Origin of the sequence: Streptomyces clavifer, assembly GCF_036345975.1 — a bacterium.
GTDB lineage: Bacteria > Actinomycetota > Actinomycetes > Streptomycetales > Streptomycetaceae > Streptomyces > Streptomyces clavifer.
On sequence record NZ_CP107793.1, the window covers coordinates 755,904 to 780,189 of the forward strand.

Annotated in this window: 19 protein-coding genes; 8 read left to right on the forward strand and 11 right to left on the reverse strand. The window is 71.5% G+C overall.

The window, feature by feature from the left end; all coding sequences use genetic code 11:
- Window positions 1-28: 28 nt before the first annotated feature.
- The 4 genes from OG927_RS03060 to OG927_RS03075 all read right to left on the reverse strand — a co-directional run bounded on the left by OG927_RS03060 (window position 29) and on the right by OG927_RS03075 (window position 4,438).
- Window positions 29-451, reverse strand: coding sequence for a universal stress protein (locus OG927_RS03060; protein ID WP_124283110.1), 423 nt, complete (start codon window positions 449-451; stop codon window positions 29-31).
- A complete protein-coding gene (locus tag OG927_RS03065; protein ID WP_056795148.1) occupies window positions 452-1,945 on the reverse strand; it encodes an APC family permease in 1,494 nt (497 codons plus the stop codon).
- A 123-nt stretch (window positions 1,946-2,068) separates the two neighbouring features.
- Window positions 2,069-3,289: a saccharopine dehydrogenase family protein gene (locus tag OG927_RS03070; RefSeq protein WP_330319651.1), complete on the reverse strand. Its 1,221-nt coding sequence runs from the start codon at window positions 3,287-3,289 to the stop codon at window positions 2,069-2,071.
- Window positions 3,290-3,760: 471 nt separating this feature from the next.
- Entirely contained in the window at window positions 3,761-4,438 is a 678-nt protein-coding gene (locus OG927_RS03075; protein WP_079099253.1) for a uracil-DNA glycosylase, read from the reverse strand.
- Window positions 4,439-4,642: 204 nt separating this feature from the next.
- Here OG927_RS03075 and OG927_RS03080 point away from each other — a divergent pair, with 204 nt between their 5' ends.
- On the forward strand, window positions 4,643-5,671 hold the full coding sequence (locus OG927_RS03080; RefSeq protein WP_359283027.1) for an N-acetylglucosamine kinase: 1,029 nt from the start codon (window positions 4,643-4,645) through the stop codon (window positions 5,669-5,671).
- 138 nt (window positions 5,672-5,809) lie between these two features.
- Window positions 5,810-6,733, forward strand: a complete 924-nt coding sequence (locus OG927_RS03085) for a sirohydrochlorin chelatase (protein WP_079099252.1) — start codon at window positions 5,810-5,812, stop codon at window positions 6,731-6,733.
- 148 nt (window positions 6,734-6,881) lie between these two features.
- On the opposite strand, the gene OG927_RS03090 is transcribed toward OG927_RS03085, so the two are convergent.
- Window positions 6,882-7,946, reverse strand: coding sequence for a lactonase family protein (locus tag OG927_RS03090; RefSeq protein WP_056795976.1), 1,065 nt, complete (start codon window positions 7,944-7,946; stop codon window positions 6,882-6,884).
- Between the two features lie 427 nt (window positions 7,947-8,373).
- Window positions 8,374-9,885 carry an FUSC family protein gene (locus tag OG927_RS03095; RefSeq protein ID WP_330319653.1) on the reverse strand — a complete coding sequence of 504 codons (1,512 nt, stop codon included), beginning with the start codon at window positions 9,883-9,885 and terminating at the stop codon, window positions 8,374-8,376.
- Between the two features lie 548 nt (window positions 9,886-10,433).
- On the opposite strand from OG927_RS03095, the gene OG927_RS03100 reads away from it, so the two are divergent.
- The 3 genes from OG927_RS03100 (at window position 10,434) to OG927_RS03110 (ending at window position 13,099) form a co-directional block, all read left to right on the forward strand.
- The gene (locus tag OG927_RS03100) at window positions 10,434-10,916 is read left to right on the forward strand and encodes an Lrp/AsnC family transcriptional regulator (protein ID WP_056795170.1); all 483 of its coding nucleotides are present in this window, start codon (window positions 10,434-10,436) and stop codon (window positions 10,914-10,916) included.
- 24 nt (window positions 10,917-10,940) lie between these two features.
- Window positions 10,941-11,726 (forward strand): HAD family hydrolase, encoded by a 786-nt coding sequence (locus tag OG927_RS03105; protein WP_124283106.1) that lies wholly within the window; start codon window positions 10,941-10,943, stop codon window positions 11,724-11,726.
- A 206-nt stretch (window positions 11,727-11,932) separates the two neighbouring features.
- Window positions 11,933-13,099: a serine/threonine-protein kinase gene (locus OG927_RS03110; protein WP_241191988.1), complete on the forward strand. Its 1,167-nt coding sequence runs from the start codon at window positions 11,933-11,935 to the stop codon at window positions 13,097-13,099.
- Window positions 13,100-13,106: 7 nt separating this feature from the next.
- Here the strand turns inward: OG927_RS03110 and OG927_RS03115 are convergent, their stop codons facing one another.
- Complete coding sequence (locus OG927_RS03115) at window positions 13,107-14,099, reverse strand: aldo/keto reductase (protein ID WP_330319654.1); 993 nt, start codon at window positions 14,097-14,099, stop codon at window positions 13,107-13,109.
- Between the two features lie 98 nt (window positions 14,100-14,197).
- The gene (locus tag OG927_RS03120) at window positions 14,198-15,133 is read right to left on the reverse strand and encodes a glycoside hydrolase family 16 protein (protein WP_330319655.1); all 936 of its coding nucleotides are present in this window, start codon (window positions 15,131-15,133) and stop codon (window positions 14,198-14,200) included.
- A 198-nt stretch (window positions 15,134-15,331) separates the two neighbouring features.
- On the opposite strand from OG927_RS03120, the gene OG927_RS03125 reads away from it, so the two are divergent.
- Together OG927_RS03125 and OG927_RS03130 are read left to right on the forward strand one after the other, a co-directional pair.
- Entirely contained in the window at window positions 15,332-15,859 is a 528-nt protein-coding gene (locus OG927_RS03125; RefSeq protein WP_319102805.1) for a DUF4232 domain-containing protein, read from the forward strand.
- Between the two features lie 259 nt (window positions 15,860-16,118).
- The gene (locus tag OG927_RS03130) at window positions 16,119-16,625 is read left to right on the forward strand and encodes a DNA polymerase ligase N-terminal domain-containing protein (RefSeq protein ID WP_245377837.1); all 507 of its coding nucleotides are present in this window, start codon (window positions 16,119-16,121) and stop codon (window positions 16,623-16,625) included.
- A gap of 115 nt (window positions 16,626-16,740) precedes the next feature.
- Here the strand turns inward: OG927_RS03130 and OG927_RS03135 are convergent, their stop codons facing one another.
- Both OG927_RS03135 and OG927_RS03140 read right to left on the reverse strand, forming a co-directional pair.
- A complete protein-coding gene (locus OG927_RS03135) occupies window positions 16,741-17,457 on the reverse strand; it encodes a class F sortase (protein ID WP_124283101.1) in 717 nt (238 codons plus the stop codon).
- A gap of 121 nt (window positions 17,458-17,578) precedes the next feature.
- On the reverse strand, window positions 17,579-18,376 hold the full coding sequence (locus tag OG927_RS03140) for a hypothetical protein (RefSeq protein ID WP_330319656.1): 798 nt from the start codon (window positions 18,374-18,376) through the stop codon (window positions 17,579-17,581).
- A 645-nt stretch (window positions 18,377-19,021) separates the two neighbouring features.
- On the opposite strand from OG927_RS03140, the gene OG927_RS03145 reads away from it, so the two are divergent.
- Window positions 19,022-21,205, forward strand: a complete 2,184-nt coding sequence (locus OG927_RS03145; RefSeq protein ID WP_330319657.1) for a discoidin domain-containing protein — start codon at window positions 19,022-19,024, stop codon at window positions 21,203-21,205.
- A gap of 222 nt (window positions 21,206-21,427) precedes the next feature.
- On the opposite strand, the gene OG927_RS03150 is transcribed toward OG927_RS03145, so the two are convergent.
- Window positions 21,428-24,118 carry a cellulose binding domain-containing protein gene (locus OG927_RS03150; protein WP_408058033.1) on the reverse strand — a complete coding sequence of 897 codons (2,691 nt, stop codon included), beginning with the start codon at window positions 24,116-24,118 and terminating at the stop codon, window positions 21,428-21,430.
- Window positions 24,119-24,286 lie beyond the last annotated feature (168 nt).

Below are 24,286 nucleotides of genomic sequence, written 5' to 3' on the forward strand. Positions count from 1 at the left end.
GCTCCAGGTCGCGCGCGGTTGCGGCGCCTCAGGACTCAGGCTCGGTGGGCACGCAGAGTACCGGGACGGTCGACAGGTGCAGGAGCTTGTGCGGGGTCGATCCGAGCAGCGCCCCGCGGATCGGGCTCTCGCCCCAGCTGCCCACCACGATGACCCTGGCCCCGTGACGGGCCGCGGCTTCGATCAGTGCCTGCGCCGGGTTGAGGTCGATGACCTCGACGACGGTCGGCACACCGGCCCCCTCGGCCGCCGCGACGGCGTGGCGGAGTCCCTCACGCCCGGCCTGGCGGATGGCCTCGTAGTGGGCCCGGTACTCCTCGCCGGTGGGGCCGGGCGGCGCTGCTCCGTAGACCAGGACGAGCTGTTCACCGAATGCCTGCGCCACCTCGATCGCCGCCCTCAGGGCGCGCGCTGCGCCGGGTGACTCGTCATACCCGAGGACCACGGACATCTAGGACTCCTTGCCGTGTACGAGGTCGGGGTCGACCACACTTCGGCGTTCGCTCCAGAAGACGGACGACCGGAGCCGCAGCACGACCATGAGCACCACGCCGACCAGGCTGATGAAGATGCCGATGACGAGCGGCGGACCGAGGCCGAACCACGAGGTACCGCTGTAGGAGTTCGCCGGGTCCGACATGTCGATGACCGACCTCACCAGCAGCCAGGTGAGCAGACCGGCTCCGACCAGCGGCCCGACACCGATGAGGAAGAAGTTGCGCACGCTCTCGGTGAGGTGCCGGCGGTAGTAGACCGCGCACGCCACGCCGGTGAGTGCGTAGTAGAAGGCGATGAGCAGCGACAGAGCCGTCAGCGAGTCGAAGAGGGCGTTCTCGCTGATCCGGTTGACCACGAGGTACCAGGCGATGGCGATGGCGGCCACCCACCAGGTGCTGACGTCAGGGGTCCGGAACCGCGGGTGGATGCGTGCGAAGTGCGTCGGCAGGGCATGGCGTCGGGCCATCGACAGCGCGGTGCGCGACGCGGGAATGATGGTGGTCTGCGTCGAGGCGATCGCGGATGTCGCGACCGCGAGCAGCACGATCCAGTCCCAGCTCCCCATGACCTCGCCGGCGAGGAGCGCGAAGATGAACTCCTCCTCATCGGCGTTCTCGGTCAGGTACGCCGTCCCGGCGAACGCGACGACCGCGAAGCCGACGGACAGGTAGGTCACCAGCAGGATGATGGTCGACCACACGCCCGCCTTCCCCGGTGCGGTCGCGGAGTCCTCGACCTCCTCGGTGAGGTTGACGGCCGATTCCCAGCCCCAGTAGATGAACACGCCCAGCAGCAGTCCGCTCGTGAGCCCCGCGCCACCCGCACCGAAGGGGTTGAGCCACTCGGCCGACGGTCTGACGGAGTCGAACGACGTCGTGCCCGCGTAGACGCGGTAGAGCGCGACGACCACGAAGACCAGGAGGAAGACCACCTGCGCCAGGATCAGGACGTTCTGCACCTTGGCCGACAGTTCGGTCCCGATGACGCACAGGCCCGTCATCACCACGATCAGGAGCACGGTGAGGAGTTGGCGCACGAAGGTGTTGTCGGCCCAGCTGTCGAGGCCCACGGCCAGCAGTCCGAAGCTGACGGCGACGTCCGCCAGTGACCCCACCACCAGCACTCCGGTCATCGTGATGGCCCAGCCCCCGAGCCACCCGGTCCACGGCCCCATCGCGCGGGTCACCCAGGAGAACGTGGTCCCGCAGTCCTGGTCGACCTTGTTCAGGTAGTAGAAGGCCGAAGCGATGAAGAGCATCGGCACGAAGGAGGCGAACAGCACTCCGGGGGCGTAGACACCGACGAGTGCCACGATCGGGCCGATGACGGCCGCCACCGAGTAGGCCGGGGACGTGGCGTTCAGCCCGATGACCAGCGCGTCGACGAAGCCGATCGCGTCCGGTTTCAAGCCGGCCGGGCGGGCTTGTCCGGCTGGGTCCTCTGCCATGCTCCCTCGCTTCCGTCACAAAGCTGAAGAGAAAGCGGAACAAATCGGTCACATGCTATTGACGTGCCGTCGGGTGCGCACTTCCGCCGTAACGTCGTCCGGCGGAACCGCGCCCGGGTGCCGTCACTGCTCGCGCATGGCCCAGGGCGTGCCGTACTCGGTCAGCAGGTCGAGGAACGGCCTCGGCGGCAAGGCTTCGGGGCCGAGCACTCCGCTGCCGCCCCAGACACCCCCGGCGACGAGTTCAAGAGCGGCGACGGGGTTGATGGCGGTCTGCCAGACCACGGCCTGGGAGCCGTACTCCCGCATCGACCACTGGTTGTCGACCACGTGGTAGAGGTAGACCTCCCTGGGCCGCCCGTCCTTGACGCCCTTCACCCAGGTGCCCGCGCAGGTCTTTCCGTGCATCCGCTCCCCGAGCCCGGCGGGGTCGGGCAGACAGGCGGCGACCACGTCACGGGGCGAGACCGCGACACCGCCCCGGTCACTCCGCACGGACACCGGGTCCGTGCGGTCGAGCCCGAGCTTGTGGAGCGTGCGCAGCACCCCGATGAACTCGTCGCCCAGGCCGTACTTGAAGGTGACCCGCCGGGCTTTGAGCCAACGCGGTACGAGGAGGACCTCCTCGTGCTCGACGTTGACGCACTCGACGGGTCCGATGCCTTCGGGGAAGTCGAAGACCTCCGGCTCGCTGAAGGGGGCCGTGGTGAACCAGCCCCGCTCCTCCTCGTACACGACCGGTGGATTGAGGCATTCCTCGATGGTCGTCCAGATGCTGAACGAGGGGGCGAAGTCGTAGCCCTCCACCGTCAGGTCGGCACCGTCCCGGACACCGATCTCCTCGATCTCGTCGAAGAGCTCGTCGGAGGCGTATCGGGCGAACACGTCCGAGAGGCCGGGCTCCACGCCCATCCCCACCAGTGCGAGACGGCCGGCGGCCTGCCATGCGGGGGCACGCTCGAACTGCGCGTCCCCGAGTTTCACCCCGCACTCCTCGTACGGACGGGACGGGTGCGGCCGGGACAGGGACATGGCCATGTCGAGGTAGTGCACCCCGTGCGCGAGAGCCGCCTCGAACAGGGGCATGACGAAACGGGGGTCGGTTGCGTTGAGCAGTACGTCGCAGCGGTGTTCGCGGAGGGCGGCGCGCACGGCCGCACGGTCCGAGGCGTCCAGCCGCACGGCGCTGAACCGGTCCCCGCTCTCCCCGAGTGCGGCGACTGCGGACTCCGCCCGTTCGAGGTCGTAGTCGGCCACCGCCATGTGGGTGAAGAAAGGGCGCCGGGCAGCGATCCTGGTGATCGCCGTACCCACGCCTCCCGCTCCGACCAGGAGTACACGCATGGGACACCACTCCTTCGCCGTGCTGCCGCGGCCACGGGTACAGCGGACCGGTCCGGTGGAGTGGGACCGTAACAGCCGGACGCCCGGGCGGCGGGCGACCCTCCCGGCGGGGTCACGCGTCCGGGGGATCCGTGTGCGCCGCGATCGCCGCGCCCGCCCGGAAGGGCCTGGCCGGGTCCGCACCACGGCCGACGCCCAACTGGACGGGGCGCAGCCGCGTCGCCGCCGATGGCCGCCACTCCGGGGCCGGGCGACGCGGCGGCGGCGCGTCCCGGCCGGATCATGAAGCGGCCCCACCGGCGGGGGGGGTGCCGGTGGGGCCGGGTGCTCGAGCAGGTGGAGGGGGTGTCCTGCTGGAGCTCGGGTCGAAGAGTCTCGTGCCCCGGATTCGAGGGCCTATGCCGGGGGCGGCGGATCGGATGCCGGTATCGGCGGCCCGGGGCCGCCGGGGCCGCCCGCTGAGCACGCCGCTTACGGCAGGCGCCAGTCCACCGGTTGTTCCCCTGCGCGCACCAGGAAGTCGTTGGCGCGGCTGAAGGGCTTCGATCCGAAGAATCCACGGTCCGCCGACATGGGAGAGGGGTGGGCGGACTCGACCGCCGGCAGGTCCCCGAGAAGCGGTCGCACATTGCGTGCGTCGCGCCCCCACAGCACGGACACCAGCGGCTTGCGCCGGGCGACCAGCGCACGGATGGCTTGCTCGGTCACCTCTTCCCAGCCCTTGCCGCGATGCGCGGCAGGCTTGCCGGGGGCCGTGGTCAGCGCCCGGTTGAGCAGGAGGACGCCCTGCTTCGTCCAGGGGGTCAGGTCTCCGTTGGACGGCCTCGGGAGGTCGAGGTCGCTGTTCAGCTCCCGGAAGATGTTCTCCAGGCTCCCGGGCAGCCGCCGCACGTCGGGAGCGACCGCGAAGCTCAGACCGATGGCCATGCCCGGCGTGGGGTAGGGATCCTGACCGACTATCAGGACCCGCACGTCCTCGAAGGGCTGCTGGAAGGCACGGAGGACGTGCTGCCCCGCCGGCAGATAGGTACGGCCGGCTGCGATCTCGGCGCGGAGGAAGTCCCCCATCGCCGCGATGCGTCCGGACACCGGACTCAATGCCTCGGCCCAGCCGGGCTCAACTAGCTCACTCAAAGGTCGCGCTGCCACAGCCCCTCACTCTACCGGCCTACACGGACCGCGGCGATCATGAGGGTCCCCCCGGGGCCGGGCCCGGGGATAGGGTGCCGGTCGTCGTCACTCCCCCTTCCTTCCGGAGCGGTCCATGAGGTCACGCAGGAACCCGCCCCGCAGCGGACCATGCCCACACCGCTCCCCCGGAAGCACGCGGCGCCCCTCCCCCGGGCGTCCCTCGTGAATGCCGCGGCGCGGGGGGCGCTCGTGAATGCCGCGGCGCGGGGGGCGCTCGTCCTCGGAGTCGACTCGGGAGGATCCGGGCTGCGAGTGGCGCTCGGCGCGGCCGACGGCGGACACCCGACGTCCACTGCCGTCTGCGAGGAACCGGTGCGCACAGGGGCCGAGGGCATCGACGCCGGACATCTGCTGGATCAGCTGCTCCCCGTGACACTGCGGCTGCTGGCCGAGGCGGGACCGGGAGCGGCGATCACAGCCGCGGCCGTGGGGGCCGCCGGGATGGCGACGCTCGGCGGGCAGCTGCGCGCCCGGCTGCCCGGCGCGCTCGCGGAGACGCTGGGTGTACGCCGAGTGGCGCTGGCCGCCGACGCCGTGACCGCGTACGCCGGAGCACTCGGCCAGCGCCCCGGCGCAGTCGTCGCGGGCGGGACCGGCATGATCGCGCTCGGCACCGACCTCACGACGTGGCGCAGGGCCGACGGCTGGGGCCACTTGCTGGGTGACAGCGGCGGTGGCGCCTGGATCGGCCGGGCCGGGCTCGATGCCGCACTGCGTGCCCATGACGGCCGGCACGGAGGTTCCCCCGCGCTGCTGGCCCGGCTCCAGGCCGTCTTCGGTCCGGCCCCGGACCTTCCCGGCCTGCTCTACCCGCGCACGGACCGTCCCGCGCTCCTCGCCTCCTTCGCGCCCGAAGTCGCGGCCTGCGCGGCCGACGACGAGGTCGCGGCGCGGATCCTGCGGGAGGCCGCCGCCCATATCGCGGAAGCGGCAGCGGCGGCGTGCCCCCGGTCGGCGGACTCCGGCGGCGAGCCGTGCGAAGTCGCCCTGACCGGTGGCCTCTTCAAGATGGGCAACCCTCTTCTCGGGCGGTTGCGCGTGGAGCTGGCGCGGCAGATCCCGCACGCGCGCGTGGTGCCGGCGGCGGGAAGTCCGCTGCAGGGATCCCTGGAGATCGCCCGCGCACTCGCCCGGTCGGACCTGCAGCTGCCGGCCCATCCGACACTCCTGTTCGTACCGGGAGTAACGTAGAGGATTCGAGCGAACATCTGCCCGGACAGAGCAGGGCAGTCGACTGGTATGCCGCTCAACAGACATAAACGGACAGATAACGCCTGACCACCCCCTCCCTGAACAGAGGGGCACCCAAAACCAGTAGCATGCGGCGCCATGAGCACCCCCACTGGGCCCGCTTCCGGCCTGCCTGTACGAATGCCGCGACCTCGCCAGTCCGGACGGCACCGCCGCCCGGAGCCCGTGGTCGCACCTGAGGGCGCTGCCGCGCTCGTTCTTGCCGTTCCCGGTACCCCTTCCCCGGCCACGCGGAGTCTGGCCGAGGAAGTCATCAGCATCGCCCGTTCCGAGCTCCCCGGTCTGAACGCGAAGATCGGTTACCTCGAGGGTGACGACGCGGAGTACCCCGTGCTGGTCTCCGTACTCGCGCATGCCGCCGCCGAGCGCACCGCGCGCTACGAGCAGGCCACCGCCGCGGGCCGCGAGGTCCCCGCACCCGAGGGCCCGTCCGCAGTCGTGGTGCCGCTGCTCGCAGGGCCCGACAGCGCCAATATCCGACGCATACGGCAAGCCGTCATGGACAGCGGCACGCAGGTCGAGCTGACCGACGTCCTCGGTCCGCACCCGCTGCTCGCCGAGGCCCTGCACGTGCGGCTCTCGGAGGCCGGGCTGGCGCGCGCCGACCGCGCCAGGCTGTTCACCGTGGCGACCGCGGCCGACGGCATCGTGCTGGCCACGGTGGGCGGCGAGGAGGCCGTGCGGGCTGCCGGGATCACCGGCATGCTGCTGGCCGCACGTCTCGCCGTGCCGGTGATGGCCGCGGCGCTGGACGTGGAGGGATCGGTCGCGTCGATCGCGGAGCAGCTGCAGAACTCCGGTTCCGCACAGCTCGCGCTCGCGCCGTACCTGGTGGGCCCGGAGATCGACGCCGGACTTCTGGACGCCGCGGCGAAGGAGGCCGGCTGTGCGACCGCCGAGCCGCTCGGCGCGTACCCGGCGATCGGCAAGCTCGTGCTCTCGCTGTACGCGACGACGCTGGGAATCACCCCGGCGACGCCGCAGGGAGCCCAGGCGCACTGATCCGCGCCGGGACCGCACCCGTACGGGGTGGCACCGCCGCGCCCCGGGAGCAGGCCGGAACAGGCGGCACGGACCGGTCCCCCGGTCCGTGCCGCCTGACGTCTGCCGCCCTCCGGGGCGCACAGGGACTCCCTGCGCGGGCCGGACGTCAGGCGAAGACCACGCAGGAGGCCGCCGGAGCCTCGATGGAGCCCACGTGGGCCGGAATGCCCGTTTCCGCGTCGACGGCGAACCAGCTCACGTCGCCCGAGTGCTCATTGGCGACGTACAGCCACTGCCCGGTGGGATCGAGGGTGAGGTCGCGGGGCCAGCGCCCGCCGCAGCCCACGGCCGCGGCCAGGGCCGGCTTCTCGGCCGTCTCGTCGAGGGTGAGCACGGAGATGCTGTCGTGCCCGCGGTTGGCGGTCCACAGGAACCGCCCGTCGTGGGAGACCGCCAGCTCGGACGGATAGGTGCGCGCCCCTCCTCCGGCATCCGCGCCGTCGGGCAGCACCGCCACCTCGCCCACCGGGTCGAGGAGGCCGTCCGCCGCTCCCCAGCGGCACACGGTGATGGTCGGTTCCAGCTCGTTGAGGACGTAGAGGTGTCCCCCGGACGGGTGAAAGGCCAGATGGCGCGGGCCCGTGCCGGAGCGCAGTGCGGTCTCGGCGTGCAGCCTCAGGGCTCCGGTGCGCTCGTCGAGGGCGCAGACGCGTACGGAGTCCGTACCGAGGTCCACGCTCAGCACCCACCGCCCCGACGGGTCGGCGAGCACCTGGTGTGCGTGCGGCGACGCCTGGCGACCGGCGTCGGGACCGCTGCCCTCGTGCCGCAGCACGGAGGCCGCCGGGCCGAGGGCGCCATCGGGCCCCAGGGGCAGCGCGGAGACGCTGCCCGAACCGTAGTTGGCGGTGACCAGGTGCCCGGCGGCCAGCGCCAGGTGGGTGGGGCTGTCCCCGCCGACCGGACGCACCTCACCGATCAGCCGCGGCGGGCCGTCGTCGACGACGAGTGCGGCCGCGCCTCCTCCGGGGGTCTCGCTGACCGCGTACAGCACCGTCGCGCCCGACCCGGGGGCGCTGCCGACCGCGAGGAAGGACGGGTCCGGGACGGCGTCCGTGGCCGCGAGCACGGTCAGAGCCCCACTGTCCCGGTCGACGGCGGCAGCGGTGATCCCGCGCCCACCCGCCGAGGTGAACGACCCTATGAATGCCCGTCCGGCACTGCTGCCCATCGCGCTACCCCTCTTCACGTCCGCTGCGATCTTCACCTCGGCCGCCGTCTGCACGGCCGACGCGATCTTCACGGCCGACGGTAGCAGGCAGGTCTCTTTGGTCCAGACCAATACGGGCGATGGGTGGCGCCGGGGTCAGGTGCCGGTCAGCGGGGCGCGCGAGGACGGTGCAAAGGCACCGCGAGCTCGGCAAGCGCCCGTCCCCGGCCGTGCGGAAGAGCGAGCGCGGATTCGGCGCAGACCGCGTGCGCACGGCGCCGACGGCAGCCGAGGGACTCCTCCGCCGCCGCCTCGTGCCGTGCGCCGTCGGCGGGGCCGTGAGGCCGCTCGGCACGGGTACCCGGTCCACGCGCCCTCGCACCCTTCGGCCCACTGGCCGAGGAGCAGGGGAGTCTGCGGCGGCATGAAACTCTCGCCACGCGACGGCTCAGGCGCCGGCCGGAATGCGGCCGGGCCTCCGCAGGGGAACGGCGAGCTCGAGCAGAGCCCGCTCCAGCGCATGGAGGTGGACGAGCACCGGTTCGACGCCCGTCGGCTCCGCCGCCGTCACGCTGTCGAGTCCGAGGTCCCGCTCCACGGCCGGCGCATCGGTGAGTGCCTCGACGGCGGTCTCCACACGCCAGCAGGCCGCGGCGAGCCGGATGTCGTGCGAGGCCTCCGGATCAGCGGCGACGGAGGCCAGGCCGCGCACCTCGCGTGCGCAGTCGTCGAGCAGCGCGAGCACGTGCCGGGCCCGTCGCTTGCGGGCCTTCATCGGGTTGAGCGGATGCACCAGCGGCGCGAGCGACAAGCGCACCCTGCCGAGGATCGCCTCCAGTTCGACGACGCGCCGGGCAGGGTCCGCGTCCTCGCTGCCGGTGAGCCGGGCGGCGGCCTCCGCCGTGCACGTGTGCACGCACCGCAGCGCCCGCCCGACCCACGCCTCGGTCACCGAGTGCGTGGTCACCGGCAGTACGAACAGCACCGCCAGCACGGCCCCGAGCGCCCCGACCGCCGTCTCGGTCACCCGCAGCACGAGCAGACCCGCGTCGAGCACGCCGAGCAGCCCGTACAGCATGCTGGCCATCACCGTCACGGCCAGCATCATCCAGGTGTACGAGACCGCGGCGGTGTAGAAGATCCCGAACACACTCACCGCCACGACCACGGCGGCCACGACCGGCTCGTGGTGCAGCGGTACGGCCACGGCGAAGCCCAGCCCGATTCCGAGCACCGTCCCCAGGAAGCGTCTGAACCCCCGCACGACGGTCTCGCCCCGCGAGGTGGTGGCCACGAACACCCACCAGGTGGCGCCGACCGCCCAGTACCATCGCTGATCGGAGAGCACCTGTCCCACCGCCAGCGCGAACCCGGCCCCCAACGTCGCTTGCACGGCCTGCCGCGTCGTGACCCGTCCCAGCCCGGCCGCCCCGGCGGGGAGTGCGACCGCCGCGGGTACCGCGAGCCTCCGCTCGTAGCACCACACCCCGAACCGCATCACCGACGACGCGGCGAGCGACAGCAGGACGGCCGCGTACAGCTCGGGCAGCTGACCGGGCACGGTGTGCAGGAACTGGGCAGAGAAATAGGCCATGAAGCCGAACACACCCAGTGCGTGCCCGCGAGGGCCCCACCGCCGCGCGTAGACCCCGACTCCCACGACGCCCAGGAAGGCCAGGTCGCGTGCGACCGGCACGTCATGCAGCGCAGCGGCGAGCGTGAGCACCGGCAGACCCACGACGGGGAGGAGGGCGGTCGTGATCGCCTGCCCACGCACCGTCGGGTCGGTCACCGTGAACAGTGCGAGCAGCGCGGCGAGGCCACCGGTGATGGCCGCCGTCAGCGAGTGCCCGGCCGCCCCGCACAGGATGACGGCGAGCCCGATGCCGAGTACGGCCCGAGAAGCGAACCGCAGCCGCACCCGCCCCGGATCGTGTGCGACGAAAGCCCTCTTCAGCAAGTTTGCCCCGCACCTTTCGTACATGGACCAGCGCAGACATGAGAAAGGCGCCGCAGGGATTCCCGAGGGACCCGCAGCGCCATTGATAGACCCATTTCAGCACCTGGGGGGCTGGTGGTTCAACTGATGCCCCATTCCATGGACCAATGGCCCAATTCGGGTGCACCCCGGTCGGCCGCGGCAGAGCCAACGGACCAGCCGCACGCGACAGGGCCGCACGCGACAAGGCGGCACGCGCGGCGCACCCACCGCCCGCCGCCGGGCGCCGCGGGCCGTGCGCGTCCGTGGCCACGACCGGCCGGGCCGGCGGCGCACCGGCCTCGGCGCGTCATGACCGGCACTCGACTTCGGTGTCCAGGTGGGGGTCCGTGCGGACCCCCACCTCGCCGGTTGCGGCTTCCGGCGGGGCGTCGACACGTCCGCCGCCGACGGAGCCGCGGGGGAGGCAGCCGTCGGCGCGCGGGAGGGGCCGCGGCCGGCGACGGCCGCCCGGTGCGCCACGGATACAGTCGGCCGACCGATCACCGAGCCGGAAGGAAATGCCGGACATGGCCGTGGACCTGCTCGACACCCGCATCCTGCGCCTGCTCATCGAGCAGCCGCGCACCAGCGTCCGCGAGTACGCGCGCCTGCTGGGCGTGGCACGGGGCACCCTCCAGGCCCGTCTGGACCGCCTGGAGCGGGACGGCGTGATCACCGGAACGGGCCCCGCCCTCTCCCCGGCGGCCCTCGGCCACCCGGTGCTCGCCTTCGTGCACCTGGAGGTCACCCAGGGGCATCTGGACGAGGTGGGGGACGCGCTCGCCGCCGTACCGGAGATCATCGAGGCGTTCTCGACCACCGGGGGCGGGGACCTCCTGACCCGTGTCGTGGCCCGCGACAACGGGCACCTCGAGGACGTGATCCAGCAATTGATCCAACTCCCCGGCGTGGTCAGGACACGGACCGAGGTGGCTCTGCGGGAGAGGGTGGCGCACCGGGTGCTGCCGCTGGTCGAGTCGGTGGGGCGGGCGGCGGGCGGCTCCGGCTGACCGCCCACTGGCATGCTGGAGGGTATGAGTCCCGCGCCCGCCCCCGCCCTGTGTGTCCTCCTCGATCTCGACGGCACCCTCGTCGACAGCGAGCCGAACTACTACGAGGCGGGGCGCAGGCTCCTCGCCCGGTACGGCGTGACGGACTTCGGCTGGGACGACCACACCCGCTTCATCGGGATCAGCACCCGTGAGACCCTCACCGTCCTGCGGGAGGAGTACGGGATCGAGGCGTCGGTCGAGGAACTGCTGGCCGGAAAGAACGCCCTCTACCTGGAGCTCGCCGGCACCTCCACCGAGGTCTTCCCCGAAATGCGCGTCCTCGTGGAACGGCTGCACGAGGAGGGGATCCCCATGGCGGTGGCCTCCGGTTCCTCCCGTGCCGCGATCGAGGCCACCCTCGCGGTCACCGGACTGGACGCGTTCCTCCCTCTCCACGTGTCCGCCGAGGAGGTGGCTCGTGGAAAGCCGGAGCCCGACGTGTTCCTGGAGGCCGCCCGGCGACTGGGCGCCGAACCGGCGGCCTGTGTGGTGCTGGAGGACGCGGCCCCGGGTGTCCGGGCGGCCCAGGCGGCGGGCATGCGCTGTGTCGCGGTCCCCTACGTCACGGATGCCGCGGGCGATGCGGATACCCCGGGTCCCCGAAGTGCCCCGGCTCCTTCGGATCCCGAAGCGGTCGCGGACGAGGCGGTGTTCAGGAAAGCGGATCTGCTCTTCCCCGGCGGACAGGCCGAGTTCAAGGCTGCGGTGCTGTTCGAGTGGCTCACCGTAGGACGGGAACGGGGCTTCCGGACAGCCGGATTGGCCTGATTCCGCGCGACGGTGGCCGGCCGTGCTCACGGAGCTCCGGCGGACCGATATCCTGATCACGCCGCGCGCCCCCGCACCGTACCGAGCCGAAGAGCCCGATGAGGTCGCCGCCGCGGCAGTCGGAGCGGGCCACAGTTCGAGATTGGTGTGCACAGGTGCTGGTAGCTGGACGGTACCGGTTGATATCCCCCATCGGCCGTGGCGGCATGGGTGAGGTGTGGCGCGCGACGGACGAAGTGCTGGGCCGGGCGGTGGCGGTCAAGCTGCTGCTGGGCGATCAGGCCGACGCCTCGTCGACGGCGCGGTTCCGCCTCGAGGCGCAGACCGCGGCGCGTCTGAGTCACCCTCACCTGGTGGCCGTGTTCGACTTCGGCTCGTGGGAGGACCGTTTCTTCCTGGTGATGGAGCTGGTCGAGGGCCAGAGCCTCGGGGATCTGCTCGAGGACCGGGGGAAGGTACACCCCGAACAGGTGGCCCGGATCGCCGGCCAGGCGGCCGCCGGGCTGGCCGCGGCGCACCGTCAGGGCATCGTCCACCGCGACATCAAGCCCGGCAACCTGATGCTGGACGCCGACGGGTCCGTGAAGATCGGGGACTTCGGCATCGCCCAGTTCGTGGACGACCCCTCGACCGCGCTGACCACCGCGGGCCACATCGTCGGTACGAGCCTGTACCTGGCTCCCGAACGGGCGCTGGGCCGCACGGCCGACTCCGCGTCGGACATGTACTCCCTGGGCTGCGTCGTGTACCAGCTCCTGGTCGGACAGCCGCCGTTCCGCTCGGACACGGCGACCGCCACGCTCTACCAGCACGTGGACACCCCACCGGTGCCGGTGAGACAGCGTGGGGCCGATGTGTCCCCCGCCTTCGACTCCTACCTGATGGGCCTGCTCGCGAAGCAGCCGGAGGACCGGCCGAGCGCACAGCAGGTCTCCGACTGGTTCCGCACCGACGCCTGGCGTGGGCGCGCCGAACCGCTGCCGCGGCACGCCCCGGCCGCTCCTGCCGCGCAGTCACCGTCGCCGGCTGCCGCGCCTGCCGCAGGCGGCGTCTCGACGTACCGGCTGCCACAGGCGACCGGCCGCCGTCGGGCCGCTCCCGCGCCACGGGCCGCCCGGTCGGCGACCACCCGTCGGCTGAGCACGAGTGAGGCAATCCGGCGCCGGCCCCGGGTGGCGAGCGCCGTCGCGGGTGCGGTCGCGTTCGTGGCGGCGGTGTATCTGGGAACGGTGCTCTTCGCACCGGACTCCGGTGCCGCGGCGGACGTCCAGGACCCGGAATCCACTCCGACGGCCGTTGTCGATCCGTCCCAGTCCCCCGGTCCTGCCGGAGAGGCTCCCCGGCAGGACGGCGACAGCGACGAGGACGACTGAGCCCAGGTCACCAGCGCGCGTGGACCTCCGCGCGGATGCGGCGGTCGTACAGTTCGCCGATCGCGTCCAGTGTGCTCTGCGGCAGCGGCGGGAGCGCGGCCGCCGCCGCGTTGTCCCGGGCCTGGTCCACGGACCGTGCGCCGGGGATGACGCTCGTGACACCGGGCTGCTGGATGATCCAGCGCAACGCGGTCTGCGCCGGGGTGGCGCCCTCGGGGACCAGCCCGGCGAACTCGGCGGCAGCCGCCACACCGGTCGCGTAGTCGACGCCGGAGAAGGTCTCACCCTGGTCGAACGCCTCGCCGTGACGGTTGTACGTACGGTGGTCCTCGGGGGCGAACACGGTGTCCGCGGTGTACTTCCCGGACAGCAGCCCGGAGGCGAGCGGAACCCGCGCGATGATGCCCACCCCGGCCTCGGCAGCGCTGGGGAGCACCTCGTCCAGCGGCTTCAGCCGGAACGGGTTGAGGATGATCTGGACACTGGCGACCCCGGGCCTGGCGATGGCCGTGAGCGCCTCCGCGCACGTTTCCACGCTCACCGCGTAGGCGGCGATCCGCTGTTCGGCGACGAGCGTGTCCAGGGCGTCGTAGACCGCGTCCGACGAGTAGACGCTCGTCGGCGGGCAGTGCAGCTGGACGAGATCGAGCGTGTCGACTCCGAGGTTGGTGCGGGAGCGGTCGTTCCAGGCGCGGAAGTTGTCCAGTACGTAGTTCTCGGGGATCTGGTCGGCGCGCCTGCCCATCTTGGTGGCGACGAGGATGTCCGCGTCCGGCCGGTCCTTGCGATAGCGGCCGATGAGCTGTTCGCTGCGGCCGTCCCCGTAGACGTCCGCGGTGTCGAAGAAGGTGACCCCCGATTCCACAGCGGCGTCCAGGACTGCGAACGCGTCGGTCTCCCGCACCTCGCCCCAGTCCCCGCCCAACTGCCAAGTGCCCTGTCCCACGACCGATACGTCACGGCCGGTCCTGCCGAGTGTGCGCTGCTCCATACGGATCATGCTACGTCGGCACGCGGGGCCGGCGGCGGGGCCGTGACGGGGACGGTGCCCGTCCGCAGGCCGTGCGCGGACGGGCACCGGTGCCGGCGGGGCTCGGATCAGTCGTTGGTGGTCACGCGGACGTAGTCGACGACCAGCTGCTGCGGGAAGCTGGTGCTGCCGTCCGGGTCGCCGGGCCAGTAGCCGCCGACGGCGAGGTTGAGGATGAGGAAGAACGGCTTGTCGAACACCCATGCGTTGCCGTTGATATCGGCGGGTGTGCGGCGCTGGTAGACCGTTCCGTCCACGGACCAGGTGACGGAGTCGGGGGCCCAGTCGACGGCGAAGGTGTGGAAGTCGTCGGCGAAGGCCGCCCCGCCCGGGAGGGTGTAGCCGGCACCGATACCGCCCGAGCCCGAGTAGCCCGGGCCGTGCAGAGTGCCGTGGACGGTGCCCGGCTCGAAGCCGACGTTCTCCATGATGTCGATCTCACCGCTGTTGGGCCAGCCCACGCTGCCGATGTCGGCACCGAGCATCCAGAACGCGGGCCATATGCCCTGCCCGCGCGGGATCTTCATCCTGGCCTCGACGTGGCCGTACGTCCGGGTGAACGTGCCGGCGGTGTTGAGACGGGACGAGGTGTACTCGCAGGTTCCGTACCAGCACTGGTAGTCGGCGGGGTTCTCCTTGCGCGCGGTGATGACGAGGTTGCCCTGGCCGTCCAGGGCCGCGTTGTCGTTGCCGGACGTGTAGTACTGGCGCTCGTGGTTGTCGACGTTGTCGCCGGTCTCGGTCTGCCACTTGGCGCCGTCCACCGCCGAGCCGGCGGGCCCGTCGAACTCGTCGGCGAAGGCCACGGCGGCGGGTGCGGGTGCGGGTGCGGGTGCGGGTGCGGGTGGGGCGGAGACGTCCGGGTGCGGAGCAGGCGCGGCCGTGGCCCCGACGGGGAGCCCGGTCATGACCACCGAACAGCAGAGCAGGGAGAGCGCGTACAGCGTCGCGCGACGCCGCTTCGCAGGACGTCGTACGGCGTGGTGGGGGGAGGACACAGTCATCACATCACTTCGAGGTGGGGGTCACCGGGGCATGCGTGGGGGCATGCCCATGACAGATTCACACCTGGGGCGACCCATGGACGCGATCACTCCGGGCGTATATCTCACTGCTTGATTCAAGGCAGTGGCCGGACAGCCGTCAAGAACCCGCCCAGGACGCGACGGGTAGAAGCCGATGCGGTGGGGAACGGACAACTCATGCGCATTCGCCTTGTACCGGCCGTTCCCGCCGTCCTCGCCCTCGCTCTGCTGGCCCCGGCCGGCGCGGCGGTGGCCTCCTCCGCCGGGACCGCTCCCCCGGCACCCCCGGCCTGCCGGGAAAGTCGTCTGTCCGTGGCCGCCTCCGCCTCGGACCGCCCGGACACGGTACGGATCAGCGTCACCAACCGCGGCACGCGGGCCTGCTCCGTGGACCGCATCCCCACCGTCGTGTTCGGCGACCTGGACGGGCCCGCGCTGCCGGTGCCCGGGGCGGAGAGCGCGCCGTACCGCCTGCCCGCCGGAGGCTCCGCACACGCGGCGGTGCGCACGCTCGACCCGGCGGCCACCGAGCTGCGGCTGGTGGACAGGCTGACGGTCGCCGGCGACCCTGCGCACCGCGGACGGACGTTCGGCGCGGCCTCCCTCGGGGCACCGGAGGGGATCCGGGTGTGGGAACCGGTCACCACGTGGTGGCATCGGTCGACTGCGGCGGCCGACGCGGCGCTCGACCGGTACGCGGACTGACCGTCACAGGGGCCCACCGGTCGACCGGTGCAACGACCGGCCCGCGCACGAGGAGGCCACGCGGTGCCGCTGTCCGTCGTGCGTGGCACGACGGACAGCGGCACAGTGGAACGTGTAGGTACGGGCTACGGACCGTGCGGGCCCCACCGGCCCTGCGCCGGAGGGCGGGCAGGGTCCGGCCGCATCCTGGCGGAAGGACCGAGCCGTGGACATCGATGGCGGACAGCGTTTCGTGGTGCAGATCCATGACGCCCGGCGGATGCACTTCGACTTCCGGCTGGAGGTCGACGGCGTGCTCAAGTCCTGGGCCGTTCCCCGCGGCCCGTCGGACAACCCGCGCGACAAGCGGCTGGCCGTACCGACCGAGGACCATCCACTGGAGTACCGGGCGTTCGAAGGGGTCATTCCCCGCGACGCGCAGGGCAGTGGGACCGTCATCGTCTGGGACCAGGGGACCTACCGCCCGCTCAGCCACGACCCCGGCGGCGCACCGGTACCGTTCGCCGACTCCCTGGAGCGCGGGCACGCGACCTTCTGGCTGGACGGGGCCAAGCTCCACGGCGAATTCACCCTCACCCGGTTCCGCGTGGACGACGAGGACGGCACGCAGGGGCCGGAGGCCTGGCTGCTGATCAAGGCCAATGACCGGCAGGCCGTCCACGACCGGCCGGGCACCCCCGATCCTCACCACGCCCGCTCGGCCCGCACCGGCCGTACGCTGCACCAGGTCTTCGCGGCGGAGGGGCCCGGCCGGCGCACCGACTGAAACCCCGGGGCGCGACGGTACAGCCCGGGGCCCCGGTCCGCGTGTGCGCGTCCGTTCGGTCGCACACACGCGCCTGACCTCATCCGTGCGTCAGGGGGCGTGCCCCGGGATGCCGTCACGCATTCCTGACGTCTGCCAGGTGGGCGAACACCACGACGTTGTCCTTGTAGTCCTTCGCCTTCCTGTCGTACTCGCCGCCGCAGGTGATCAGACGCAGTTGGGCGGTGCCGTTGTCGGCGTACACCCGCTCGTCCGGGAAGTCCGCCTTGCTGAAGGTCTCGACCGAATCCACCTTGAAGACGGTGTCGATGCCGTCCTTGCGGGTGATGCTCACCTTGTTGCCCGCCTCGAGCGTGCTGAGCAGCAGGAACACCGCGGGACCCGTCTTGGTGTCGACGTGACCGGCGACGACCGAGGTACCGCGCTCGCCGGGTGCCGCCCCGTCCTTGAACCAGCCGGCCAGATTCATGTCGTCCGCGGGCGGCGCGTCCAGTTGCCCCGACGGGCCGATGGCGAGCGGGGTGAAGGGGGCGTCGACCGCGATCCTCTTGATCCTGATCCGCTCGGGTGCGGACCGGGGCAGCCCCCGGCCGGGGGTGGAGGCCGACGGCGTGGGCCGGGGCGTGGCCGACGGCGTGGGCCGGGCCGGAGCGGTGGCTGCCGGCGCGGGGGCGGATGTCGCGGCCGCGACGGGCGGCGGGACCCCTGCCGACGCGTCGAGCGAGTTGTAGACGAGCAGGAAGCCCAGCCCCACCGCGACAGCGGGCCACAGCAGGGAACGGCCGAGGGCAGGGGAGGCGGATTCTGAGTCGGACGGCTGCGGGGCGGCCATGCGCGTGCTTCCTTTCGTGTACGGGGAGGACCCGGGGTGCGGAGGCCGGGAGAATCGGCGTGGCCGCCGCCCGGGGAGGACGGCGGCCACGACAGGATCTGTTCAGTGGTGCGGGCGGCCGTCAGACCGCCGCGGCACCCGAGCCACTACGACGGCGCATGCGGTACGCGGCGGCACCGAGGCCGCCGAGCATCAGCACCGAGCCGGCTGCGAGGCCGCCGCCGGACAGGGCCATCGCGCCGCCGCCGGCGTGCACGCCGCCCTCCGGCTTCTCGTGCTTCCAGGACCCCGACTCCTCGCTGTCCGCGCCGCCGGACTCGGACTCCTTGCCCTTCTGCCAGTCGCCCGTCGAGGACTCGGACTCCTTGTCCTCCTTCTGCCAGTCGCCCGTCGCGCTGCCCGACTCGGACTCCTTGTCCTTCTGCCAGTCGTCGGCGGTGACGGCGGCCAGCGCACCACCACCGGTGTGCACGCCACCCTCCGGCTTCTCGTGCTTCCAGGAATCCGGCTTCTCACGGTCGTCGCCGCTGCCCGACCCGGACTCCTTGTCCTTCTGCCAGTCGTCGGCGGTGACGGCGGCCAGCGCACCACCACCGGTGTGCACACCGCCCTCCGGCTTCTCGTGCTTCCACGAGTCCGGCTTCTCACGGTCGTCGCCGCTGCCCGACCCGGACTCCTTGTCCTTCTGCCAGTCGTCGGCGGTGACGGCGGCCAGCGCACCACCACCGGTGTGCACGCCACCCTCCGGCTTCTCGTGCTTCCAGGAATCCGGCTTCTCACGGTCGTCGTTGCTGCTGCTGGAGGATCCGCTGTCCTTGTCCCAGTCGTCGGCCGAGGTCACGGCGTATGCGGCTGGGGCGGAGACCGCGAGGACCGCCGTGACGGCGGCCGATGCGAACAGGGTGCGGGCAGAACGCATGGATACACAGTCCTTTCGCCACCCCTGCGACGGCCGGCTGGTTGTCGGCTCATCGGATCACAGGTGCGACGTGATCCACCGTCAGCCGGAATGCCGCCTCCCACCACTGGAGAGCGCCGCATTCGAGCGATGCCATGGGCTCATCGTGTGACTGCGGGCCGGATGTCACCCGTTGGGCGGCACGCCACGCCGAGGCGATGTTTGGGCAGCGGCGAGAGCGGTCGCGTCGTGGGGCGCCGCACCCCCGGTCCCGGGCGCGCCGCAGAGTCACCGTCGAGGACGTCGGCGCCGGTGGTGCACGTGCGTCACGAGGGGGCGTCCACGACCGCGCTCAGTTCGGCGGGCCCGGGCTTCGGCGGGGACGCGGAGCCCGGGGCCGTCGCGGCGGCCGGAACCGCGTGAGCTGATTCGCCACTTCCTGAAGCAATGACGCGCCAGGGCTTACGGCCCGTCACCGAGGAGGTCGAGCCAACGGGAAAGCGAAGCAGAGATGCCATCAGTTCTTGTCGCCAACAGGCCCTGCTCCATCTGTTGTTGCACATCTCTTGACGCGTTCGCAACAAGGGTGAAGTATCTGCCGCAGCCGGAGAGAGCGCTCTCCGGCCGTGCGCGTCGTGTACCCGCCCCACGACTGAGGAGACCCCCATGTACGCACCGCCTCTGTTCCGCAGACCTGTCCCCCCACTGAGCAGGAGACGCGGAGGTGTGCTGGCCCTGGTCACCGGCCTCGTCCTCTCGCTCCTGGCGTTCGTCCCCTCGACACCCGCGAGTGCGGCACCGTCGCTCCTGTCGCAGGGCAGGACGGTCACCGCCTCCAGTCAGGAGAACGGCGGCACCCCCGCCGGCTCCGCGGTGGACGGCGACAACGGCACCCGCTGGGCGAGCGCCTTCGCCGATCCCCAGTGGATCAAGGTCGACCTGGGCGCCGCCGCCTCGGTGAGCCAGATCGTCCTGCGGTGGGAGGCGGCCTACGCCACCGGCTACCGGATCGAGTTCTCCTCCGACAACAGCAACTGGAACACCGCCTACTCGACCACCACGGGCCCCGGCGGCACCGAGACCCTCAGCGTCTCCGGCACCGCGCGCTACGTGCGGCTGACCGGCACCGCCCGGGCCACCGGGTACGGCTATTCCCTCTGGGAGTTCCAGGTGTTCGGCACGACGAACGGCGGGGGCGACCCGCAGATCCCCGGCGGCGGTGACCTCGGTCCCAACGTCCTGGTCTTCGACCCCTCGACGCCGAACATCCAGGGCAAGGTCGACGAGATCTTCAAGAAGCAGGAGTCGGCCCAGTTCGGCACCGACCGCTACGCGCTGATGTTCAAGCCCGGCACGTACAGCAACATCAACGCCCAGATCGGCTTCTACACCTCCATCGCCGGACTCGGACTCAAGCCGGACGACACCACCTTCAACGGCGACGTCACCGTCGACGCCGGCTGGTTCAACGGCAACGCCACCCAGAACTTCTGGCGTTCGGCCGAGAACCTGGCCCTCAACCCGGTCAGCGGCACCAACCGCTGGGCCGTCTCCCAGGCCGCCCCCTTCCGCCGCATGCACGTCAAGGGCGGGCTCAACCTCGCACCGAACGGATACGGCTGGGCCAGCGGCGGCTACATCGCCGACAGCAAGATCGACGGCCAGGTCGGCCCCTACTCCCAGCAGCAGTGGTACACCCGCGACAGTTCCATCGGCAGCTGGGGCAACGGCGTCTGGAACATGACGTTCTCCGGAGTCGAGGGCGCACCCGCGCAGAGCTTCCCCGAGCCGCCGTACACGACCCTGAACAACACCCCGGTCTCCCGCGAGAAGCCCTTCCTCTACCTCGACGGCAACACCTACAAGGTCTTCGTCCCCGCCAAGCGGACCAACGCCCGGGGCGTCTCCTGGAACGGCACCCCGCAGGGCGAGTCCATCCCGCTGAGCCAGTTCTACGTGGTGAAGCCGGGCGCGACCGCGCAGACGATCAACGCTGCTGTCCGCCAGGGGCTGCACCTGCTGTTCACCCCAGGCATCTATCATGTCAACGAGCCCATCGAGATCAACCGCGCGAACACCGTCGCACTGGGCCTCGGCCTCGCCACGATCATTCCGGACAACGGGGTGACCGCAATCAAGGTCGGTGACGTAGACGGAGTCAAGCTGGCCGGCCTCCTGGTCGACGCCGGTACGCAGAACTCCTCAGTGCTCGTCCAGGTGGGCCCCGACGGCGCGTCGGCCGACCACTCGGCGAACCCGACCTCGCTGCAGGACGTGTTCGTCCGGGTCGGCGGAGCGGGCGCCGGCAAGGCGACCACCGGCATGGTCGTCAACAGCGACGACACGATCATCGACCACACCTGGCTCTGGCGCGCCGACCACGGCGACGGAGTCGGCTGGGAGACCAACAGGTCCGACTACGGTCTGCGGGTGAACGGCGACGACGTGCTGGCCACCGGCCTGTTCGTCGAGCACTTCAACAAGTACGACGTGCAGTGGTACGGCGAGAACGGAAAGACGATCTTCTTCCAGAACGAGAAGGCGTACGACGCCCCCAATCAGGCCGCCATCCAGAACGGCGACATCAAGGGCTACGCGGCGTACAAGGTCGCCGACTCGGTGACCACCCATGAGGGCTGGGGCATGGGCAGCTACTGCTACTTCAACGTGGATCCGACGATCCGCCAGCAGCACGGCTTCCAGGCCCCGGTGAAGCCCGGCGTGAAGTTCCACGACCTCCTGGTCGTGTCACTGGGCGGGCAGGGCCAGTACGAGCACGTCATCAACAACACCGGATCCCCCACCTCCGGTACGTCGACCATCCCGTCACAGGTGGTGTCCTTTCCCTGAGGCGGGGTGAGGTGAGCGGAGCTCCACTCACCGTACGGCGCGGGGCCCGGCTGTCAGTCGCCGCCGGGCCCCGCGTCACGTCCGAGGAGCAAGTCCAGGAGGGCGAGCAGATCCGATCCGATGGCGGGTGCGGTCCGCAGCCCCGGGTACCCGTCCGGCCGTACGAGGATCGACCCGGCGCGGGAGGGGCGGGGCCGCCCCTCCCGCGCCGGTCGGTGCACATCAGCCGACGGTGCAGGCGTCACCGTCCAGGGTGAACGCCTTGAGTACGGTGTTGGCACCCGCCCAGCTGCCCGAGAAGCCGAAGCCGGCGGAGGAACCGGGCGCGACCCTGGCGTTCCAGCCGGCGTTGGTGGCCGTCACCTTCACCCCGTCCTGCTGGGCGGTGGCGTTCCACATCTGCGTGACCTTCTGCCCGTCGGGGAACGACCAGCCGATCCGCCAGCCGTCGTAGGCCGTGGTACCGGTGTTCGTGACCGTCACATCGGCCTGGAAGCCGCCGGACCACTGGTTGGTCACCTTGTACGTCACCGAGCAGTCCGCGTCGCCCGGAGGCTCCTCCGGGTCGGGGTCCGTGCCTCCCCCGCCGGTGTCGGAGGTCTCGCCCACCTGGATCCCGCGCCCGTTGGTGGAGACGTACACCCGTCCGTAGACCCGCGGATCCCCGGTGATCGCGGCGCCCGTCCAGCCCCACTGGTGCGCGTCGTCGTTGATCCTCGTCCAGTTCGCGCCGGCGTCCGTGGACCGGAAGATGCCCCGCACCCCTCCGATCTTCGCACTGACGAAGACGGTCTGGTACGACGCGCCGGAGGCCGCCTTGCCGAAGCCCACACTGTCCGCCTGCTCCACGCCGGAGAACCGGGTGAAGCTCGTACCGGAGTCGGTGGAGCGCCACAGCCCGTACGTCCCGGCCGCGGTGCCGCCCGCGAGCCAGATGTCGCCCTCGGTCCCGGGCAGGGCCTTGAAGCGGACGTTGCCCTCGGCGGGCAGGTTGTTCGCCCTGGCGGTGAACGTGGCGCCCCCGTCGGTCGACACGTAGAAGGTGCCGGCCTTGAAGCCGTAGAACTTCTTCGGGTTCTTCCGGTCGGACTCGACCATGGCCCCGGCCGGGATGCCGGTGGACGCGGTCCAGGAGTTGCCGTACCCGGTCGTGCGGTGGACGGCCGCGCCGTCCGGGCTCCAGACGAATCCACTGCCGTCGGCCGCCGCGGCGACCGTGCCCCCGCCGGTCACGCCGGCGGGCTCGGAGGCCTGGAACCAGTTGGCCCCGTTGTCGGTCGAGAAGCCGATGTGCGGGGCGGTGTCGGCGTTGCCGACCCGGACCACCGTGCCGGGGGACGCCTCGGCGAAGTCCAGGCTGGTGGTCGAGTCGAGGTTCGGCGAGGTGAACATCATCGCGGGGACCGCGTCGAGATCCGTGTGCCGGAAGCCCCCGATGTCGCCGAGCGCGCTCAGCAGCGGGGCACCGGACGGCGGGCTCGCCAGGTCGTTGACGGCCGTCTCCTCCAGCCCCTTCACCATCGGGGTGATCCTGAACCGGCCGCCGGTGTCCCACGCCGTGAGGTCCTCGGTGCCGTAGACCGTCGCGCCCGTCCCGTACATCATCCGGTTCGAGTCGAAGGGGTCGATCTCCAGCGCCTCCGTCATCCAGCCCAGCTTGGGCGTGGTCTCGGGCGGGGACGGGTTGGCACCCCAGGACAGCCAGGGGACCGAGGAGACGTCCTGGGTGTACCGGTTCGAACGGTTCGGGTAACTGGTGTAGTCCCAGGCCCGCGTCCAGGTCGCGCCGCTGTCCGTGGAACGGAAGATCTGGGTGTCCGGCCACCAGGAGCTGTACGCGGTGGCCATCAGGGTGCCGGGCTTCTGCCGGTCCACGCTGAGTCCGCTGAACCCGTAGTAGGTGTCCGCCTCCGCGACCGGGCTGACGTCCGTCCAGGCACCGGTCGCGGTGGCGTACCGCCAGATGCGCCCCTTGCCGCCGTCGTACGGACCACCCGTGTCGCTCAGCGTCAGATAGAGGTGGCCGGTGGAGGAGTCGAGGACGCCCTTGTGCGCGAGGTAGCCGGTCGGCTGTCCGGCGATCCGGGACCAGGTGCCGCCGCCGTCCGTGGAGCGGTAGACGGTGTTCGCCTTGTCGGCGACCCCGACGTAGATGTCCCGGGTGGCGCTGCCCGCGCTGCCGGAGCGCTCGTCGAACGTGACCCACACGATGCCCTGGTTGTCGCTGGCGTATCCGCTGGTGTCGGACGGGTCCTGCGCGTAGTTGCCGGGGTTCGGGAAGGCGGTCACCTCCGCCCAGGTGACGCCGGAGTCGGTGGACCTCCACAACCCCTTGCCGCTGGGCGCGCCCAGGTAGAGGACGGACTTCTTGTTCGGGTCGACGGCGAGCCTCTCCCCCATCCCGCGGCCCGGCATGTTGCCGCCGAGCTTGAAGGGGAGCGGGGCGGCCTTCCAGGAGGCGCCCCGGTCGGAGGAGCGCAGGACCGCCCCGTTCGTCGGGTCCCAGCTGTTGGTGTACGTCCCCACGGCCGCGTACACGTTGTCGGGATCCGCCGTGTCGGAGGCGAGGCTCACCACACCTGACCAGCCCCACCGGTCCCAGTCCACCCAGTCCAGCAGCGGTGTCCACCGCTTGCCCGGCTGGTCCCAGCGGTAGGCCCCGCCGATGTCGGTGCGCGCGTAGGCGAGGTTCTTCTCGGACCGGTTGAAGACGATGCCCGGGACGAATCCACCGCCGTCGACGCGTGCGTTCTTCCAGGTATAGGTGTCCGCGGCGATCGACACATCGGATGCTTCGGCCGCGGCGGGCACATCGTCGGAGCGGGCTGCGGCCGGACTGCCGGTGATCGACAGCCCGGCGGTCAGGGCGAGCGCCGCCAGTAGGGCGGCTAAGGGTCTGGCGCTCAAGCGCACGGAAGCGTCCTCTCCGAGCTGGACCGCCGCACTGCGGCGGTAGGGGCTGACACAGAGTGGGAGCGCTCCCAAGAGCATCCCGATGGTAGCGCCGCGCGTCGCTCGAGTGAAGGGTGATGAAGCCGGTTCATCCGATGAATCCGGCGACCTCTCGCCCGCAACCCGCTC